A 6,440-nucleotide genomic window follows, 5' to 3' on the forward strand; every position below is an offset into this window, starting at 1 on the left:
TCCTTTTTCTAAGTATTTAATTAAGATAGCAAGCTTTCCATTTCATTCAGCTTTTCTTCAAATACTTTACAAGCGTCAGCAATTGGTTGTGAGCTTGTCATATCAACTCCAGCTTTCTTTAAAACTTCAATTGGGTAATCCGAGCTTCCTGCACTTAGGAATTCAAGATAACGTTTCACCGCTGGCTCGCCCTCTTCAAGAATTTGTTTGCTAAGTGCCGTTGCTGCACTAAAGCCTGTAGCATACTGATACACATAGTAATTGTAATAGAAATGCGGAATTCGAGCCCACTCTAGGCCGATTTGTTCATCAATGATAACATCTCCGCCACCAAAGTATTTTTTGTTTAAATCGTAGTACATCTCAGTCAATGATGCAGCAGTTAGAGCTTCATTATTTTGAGCCTTTTGGTGAATTTGATGCTCATACTCTGCAAACATTGTTTGACGGAATACTGTACCACGGAAGCCTTCTAAATAATGATTCAATAAATACAATCTCTTTTGCTCGTCATCAATCGTTTTTAATAAGTAATCGTTAAGCAATGCCTCATTACATGTCGAAGCTACCTCTGCTACGAAAATCGAGTAGTTACCATATGGATATGGCTGCGTTTTACGCGTGTAATAGCTGTGGACCGAATGTCCAAACTCGTGAGCTAACGTGAATAGGTTATTGACGTTATCCTGCCAGTTCATCAAAATATATGGATTTGTTCCATATGTTCCCGAAGAATAAGCACCGCTGCGCTTTCCTTTATTTTCATGAACATCAACCCAACGATTATCAAAACCCTCTTTTAGGACGTTGATATAATCTTCACCAAGTGGTGTTAGCCCTTTTAAAATTAATTCCTTCGCTTCATTATAGGTAACTTCCATTTTTACATCCTTTACAAGTGGTGTGTAAAGGTCATACATATGAAGTTCTTCTACCCCTAAAACCTTTTTACGAAGCTTTACGTACCTTTGCAATAGATGTAAATTGTCATTCACAGTATTAACTAAATTGTCATATACACTTTCAGGAATGTTATTGTTTGATAACGCTGCATGTCTTGCAGATGAATAATTTCTGATTCTTGCATTGAAATTGTCCTTTTTAACATTGCCACTTAACGTACTAGCAAACGTATTTTGAAACTTGCCATACGTATCATATACCGCTTTGAAAGCATCATGACGTACACGTTGATCTTCGTTTTCTAATAAACGTCCATATCTTCCGTGAGTAACCTCTACCTCATTTCCTTCCTCATCCTTAATCGTTGGGAAAGTTAAATCAGCATTGTTCAGCATACCAAATGTATTACTCGCGCTACCCATGACTTCACTCGCTTCTGCAAGCAATGCCTCTTCTTTTGCACTTAATACATGTGGACGTTGAAGGTTAATCTCATCGAGGGCATGCTCGTAAAGCTTCAGTTCCTCTTTTTCTTTTAGAAAGCCTTTGATTTTACTTTCGTCAATTGAAAGAATTTCTGGAACGATGTAAGCCAGTGCACTGGCCGCTTGTGAATAAAGATTTTTAATTCGATCATCATAGCCTTGGTATAATGAATTTGTTGTATCTTGATCATATCGCATATGAGCATATGTATATAACTTACTGATACGCTCTAAAAGATGGTCCTGTTTTTGGAACGCTTCATATAAGGTATCGGCACTTTCTCCTAATTTCTCTTCATAATTTTTCATATTTGGAATTAATGCTTTCACTTCCTGGAATTCTTGCTCCCAAGCTTCATCTGTAGCAAATATATCTTCTAATTTCCAAGTATCCTCTACAGCTATTTCATTTCTTGTTGGAAGTGCTTTTACTTTTGTTTCATTTGTCATACATCGTACCTCCTAATTATCTTTCGTTATTCGAAAAAACAACTACCAAAATAATTCGACCTTTCTACTAAAAATCCTTCCTTTTTTAAAAATTTAGACCCATTACTATAGTATGCCCAGGACCATCGATTCATTTTATAAATATCATGTTGGCATATTTTTTATAAAAACTTTCTTCCAATTTCATATGTTCGATAACAGTTTGTGGTATTTTAATCGGTTTATTTAAAGTAAAAGTATGACAATCAATCACCCATATGACATTAGTTTTTATCAAAATCTCTAAATATTGAAGGAGTGCTAAGGTAACAAATCTTTCATCTTCAGCTAATGGTATCTTCCTCAACTGAATATCATTCTTCCTAATTCGTTTCATAAAGGAGAAATAGATATCCTGAAACTTAATTGGAGTTGTTACATTACAATTCATAAAAATATCCATGAATAAATAGGTTTGCCATATTAGTGGTGGAGTTATAATGCAAGTACTATTTGCAACGGGAAGACCGAGATATGATGGTAATAAAGATACATTGAGGTGATTGCTATAGAGTTCACGAAGAAATGGATTTTGAAAGTGGCCTGGAGTACGAATTAGTTGAGTTTTAAAATGATTAAGTTGTTTAAGCCATATATTAGGTAGGATTGGACTCTCTTTCTGCGGTGAAATTAATTCTTCAAGGAGCATTTTGTCTACCTTAACAAGCTTTTGATGTGAAAAAGCATATCTAATGGTTATCGGTTGAATCGACTGATGTAGAATGAACTTTTGACTTTCGGAACAGTAAAATGGAATTGACCAGAGATTTGAGGAGTATTTTTGAAGAAACATATAATGAAATTCACTAAAGGAGGTTAGATACGTATTTTTCCTCTTCCATTGATTTCCACCTAAGATCCATATCGGGATATATCCAACTGATAAGTAGCCCTTTGTTCTTTTAGTAAAAACCGATTCACTAATATTACTGCACTGATATTCTAATGCATAATGCTTGTTTTCAACGTTAAAAATGATATCGGCCCGTTGATTAATTTTCGAGTCATAATATTCGAGCACGGGGTTGAGTCCCAGCCTTTTTAACCATTGATATAGCTGAAGCTTTCCTCTTAAGTGGTATTCGGATTCATTTTCATGCTCAAATCTACATGTGTTGCCTTTTAAATGTGAAAAATGAAAAATCCTTTTATCTCCTAATTTTAAGATGACATCTTCTCTACATTGAGGACAACAAAATCGCTCTTTTTCGCGCATTAAAAGAAGTTTCTCTTTTGCCCAACCATCACCTAAACAAAGCCTTTCACCAGTCTCTAATAAAGCAGTTAACAAATGGATAACCTCCCTATTTTATATTTTCCCATCTGCATAATTCGCCTTTTGTATAGGAAATACCTTTTATGTATGGAGTTGTTCATAATTTTTTCACATTTAAAATGAGCTCCTGTATAAATACAGGAACTCTACTAAAACTATAACAAAGGTGATAACAGCCTTGATGTTGACTCTATAATACGTAATCCAATATGACGCTTTTTAAAGGCTTCTAAATTAATTTCCTTCGAATCCTTCAAATCCTTCAAGTAATCATTTACTAGCTTTTGTGCACTTCTCGTTCGATAAAGGAAGGCATTAACTTCAAAGTTTAAATGGAAGCTTCTCATATCCATATTTGATGTGCCAATCGAGGCAAGTTCATCATCTACAATCACGATTTTACTGTGCATGAACCCTCTTTCATACTCAAAAATACGGACACCTGCTTCCATTAACTCTGGAAAATAGGACCTTGAGGCATGAAAGACAATCCGTTTATCTGGTTTTTTTGGAACTAATATTCTTACGTCAATTCCACTCAGTGCGGCTATTTTAATGGCTGAAAAGATATCTTCATCAGGAATAAAATAGGGCGAAGCAATCCAAACCGATTTTTCAGCCGTCGTAATCATAGAGAAGAAGATATTTTTGATAACACTATGCTCATTATCAGGACCGCCAGCGATTAATTGAACACCACCATGAATGTTCTCTTCTAATTTTGGTGATAAATATTCTGATGTTAAAAAGCTATGATTCGTCATGTAATACCAATCCTGAAGAAAGATTAACTGTAAGGAACGAACTGCTTCCCCTTTGACCATCAGATGAGTATCTCGCCAAAACCCATATTGTTTGTTCCGTCCTAGGTATTCATCCCCAATATTTAATCCACCTACAAATCCAACTGCCCCATCAATGACAATAATTTTTCGATGATTTCTGAAATTGAATTTATTATTTAAAAAAGGGAGTTTTACTGGACCAAATGGAATTATTTCAATTCCAGCATCCTTTAATTCGTGGATATAGGATTTTGAAAGCTTCCAAGAACCTACTGCATCATATAAAAATCGAATTTTAATGCCTTCTTTTGCTTTCTTGATTAACGTGTTTTTAATTTCATTACCCATACCATCATCACGTACAATATAATATTCTAGATGAATATGATCAGTGGCTTTATTGATTTCATTGAGAATATGGCGGAAGGTTTCTTTTCCATTTGTAAGTGTTTTTGTATAGGTTCCAAAGGAAATGGGACTATTCCCAAGTCTCTGAGCTAACGCAAATAGTCTTCTTTGGTGGTCACCCATTTTGCGAATCTTTTCTTCACTTTTTGGATCCGTTTCACCCTCGACTTTAAGAAACGTTTGTTTATCGAGAAAATACTTTTTACGAAACATTCGTTCTTTTCGATAATTACGACCAAAAAGCAGATAAAATAAAAAGCCAACTAACGGAAAACTGCCTAATACAACAAGCCAGGTAATAGTTTGAGTAGGATGTCTATTTTCTAAGAAAATAACAAAGCTGATGAAAATAACCGAGAGAGTGATAAGGATACTCGTGTAACTAAAAAAAATGCCTTCTACATAATCCTTAAAAAACACTCCAAGAAATAAGAAAAAGATAAGAAATAGAAAAATGCGAACTGTATTGTTCATTCAAAATCACCTACCATCAAAAAACAATCTAATAATAGTAAAAAATACCGATTTCAACCATTGAAATCGGCATTAGGGTTACATAAAATGTTTTCTTAACGTTTCAAATACATTGTCTTCTATAACTTCTTTTCCGTATTCCTCTAATCTATGGATAGTCAAATGAGACTCAAGCCCATATTCTAAAAGAATACTTAGAAGATCATCAATTTCGTCTTCACTGAATATCTCTTCATCGAACTCAACATATAAATAATATTTATTCTCATAAGCAAATAATCTTGTGAATATATCATCTAGACCAGGTCGTTTCGACAAAGATATGACATCTTCAAAATCCTTAAATCTAAGTAAAAATTCCAATGGTTCATCAACTAATTCTTCGTCATCAAGTTCATCTTTTGCTGGATTAAATTGCTGATCTAGAAGCTCTTCAATCCTTTCATCTACAGGTAGGTCTTTTAGTTTATCTGAAATTGGCAGATCAAATCTCTGACCATCCTTACCTACTTGAGCTCTTGTAACAAGTACTTCTAGTCCTTTATCTAAGGCATGAACCTGAATCCATAATGGACCTTCTACTTCAAACTCTTCTTCTTGATGGACCTCATCCATCATCTCCCAAAAAAGCTCTTCACTTCGCTCACGATTGTACCAAATCTCTTCACGATCAAAGCCTCTTTGTTCTATGTCAAGATATGAAATATAAAATTTTACGGTATTTTCATTAATTCGTTCTATTTCCATCATACACTCTCCCTTCTGGTATATGATTGAAGGAATAAAATACCCCCGTTAGGTAAACTTCCCATATTAGAATTTAATAATGGATATTGTATACCTTGTACTCTCATTTTATGACAAATCAAGTAATATGGGAAATAAAAACTGTTTAAAAATGAAAAATCAACAAATGCCTATCTAATATAGATATTAAACCATTATAACAAGTATTTATAAAATTAACAATTTCAACGGATTATTGTTAATAAATTTAGACAAAAAAACCTTCAATTAAAAACTGAAGGTTTTATTACTTCTTAATTAACTAAGCGCTGTGCTTCACGAAGTTGATACGTACGGACCTTCCTAGGTAAAAATCTCCTAATTTCGTCTTCATTATAACCAACCTGTAAACGTTTTTCATCTAAGATGATTGGTCGTCTTAAAAGGCCAGGGTTATCTTTAATTAATTCGAAAAGATCCTGTAATGGCATGCTTTCTACATTCACATCTAATTTTTGAAACGTCTTAGATCTTGTAGAGATAATTTCATCTGTTCCATCTTCAGTCATTCTCAAGATTTCTTTAATCTCGTCAATTGTTAAAGGTTCAGCAAATATATTTCTTTCAGAATATGGTATTTCATGTTCGTCAAGCCAGGTCTTAGCTTTTCTACAAGATGTGCAACTTGGTGAAGTATATAACGTAACCAATTCCTTCACTCCCTTATAAAAATCAAAATATATGATAATAATTCGATATAATACAAATTAAAATAACTTTAATTAAGTAATTTATATCATTTATTATACACTAGTCATTATTAAAAAGGTATACCTTTTTATCCTTAATTAATAATTGATAAATCCAATATGATATTTATCCACATTAATAAGA

The 6,440-nt window shown here is 33.6% G+C and carries 5 protein-coding genes; all 5 read right to left on the bottom strand.

What is annotated here, in order from left to right; translation table 11 throughout:
- Nucleotides 1-20 precede the first annotated feature (20 nt).
- The 5 genes from pepF to spxA all read right to left on the bottom strand — a co-directional run bounded on the left by pepF (nucleotide 21) and on the right by spxA (nucleotide 6,256).
- On the bottom strand, nucleotides 21-1,838 hold the full coding sequence (gene pepF / locus LRP83_RS21250) for an oligoendopeptidase F (protein ID WP_230498834.1): 1,818 nt from the start codon (nucleotides 1,836-1,838) through the stop codon (nucleotides 21-23).
- Nucleotides 1,839-1,968: 130 nt separating this feature from the next.
- Entirely contained in the window at nucleotides 1,969-3,168 is a 1,200-nt protein-coding gene (locus LRP83_RS21255; protein ID WP_230498835.1) for a competence protein CoiA, read from the bottom strand.
- Nucleotides 3,169-3,308: 140 nt separating this feature from the next.
- Nucleotides 3,309-4,820, bottom strand: coding sequence for a cardiolipin synthase (gene cls, locus LRP83_RS21260; RefSeq protein WP_230498836.1), 1,512 nt, complete (start codon nucleotides 4,818-4,820; stop codon nucleotides 3,309-3,311).
- 78 nt (nucleotides 4,821-4,898) lie between these two features.
- Entirely contained in the window at nucleotides 4,899-5,567 is a 669-nt protein-coding gene (mecA, locus tag LRP83_RS21265) for an adaptor protein MecA (RefSeq protein ID WP_230498841.1), read from the bottom strand.
- Nucleotides 5,568-5,860: 293 nt separating this feature from the next.
- Nucleotides 5,861-6,256, bottom strand: coding sequence for a transcriptional regulator SpxA (gene spxA, locus LRP83_RS21270; RefSeq protein ID WP_230498837.1), 396 nt, complete (start codon nucleotides 6,254-6,256; stop codon nucleotides 5,861-5,863).
- Nucleotides 6,257-6,440 lie beyond the last annotated feature (184 nt).

Source organism: Pseudoneobacillus rhizosphaerae, assembly GCF_917563885.1.
GTDB lineage: Bacteria > Bacillota > Bacilli > Bacillales > Cytobacillaceae > Pseudoneobacillus > Pseudoneobacillus rhizosphaerae.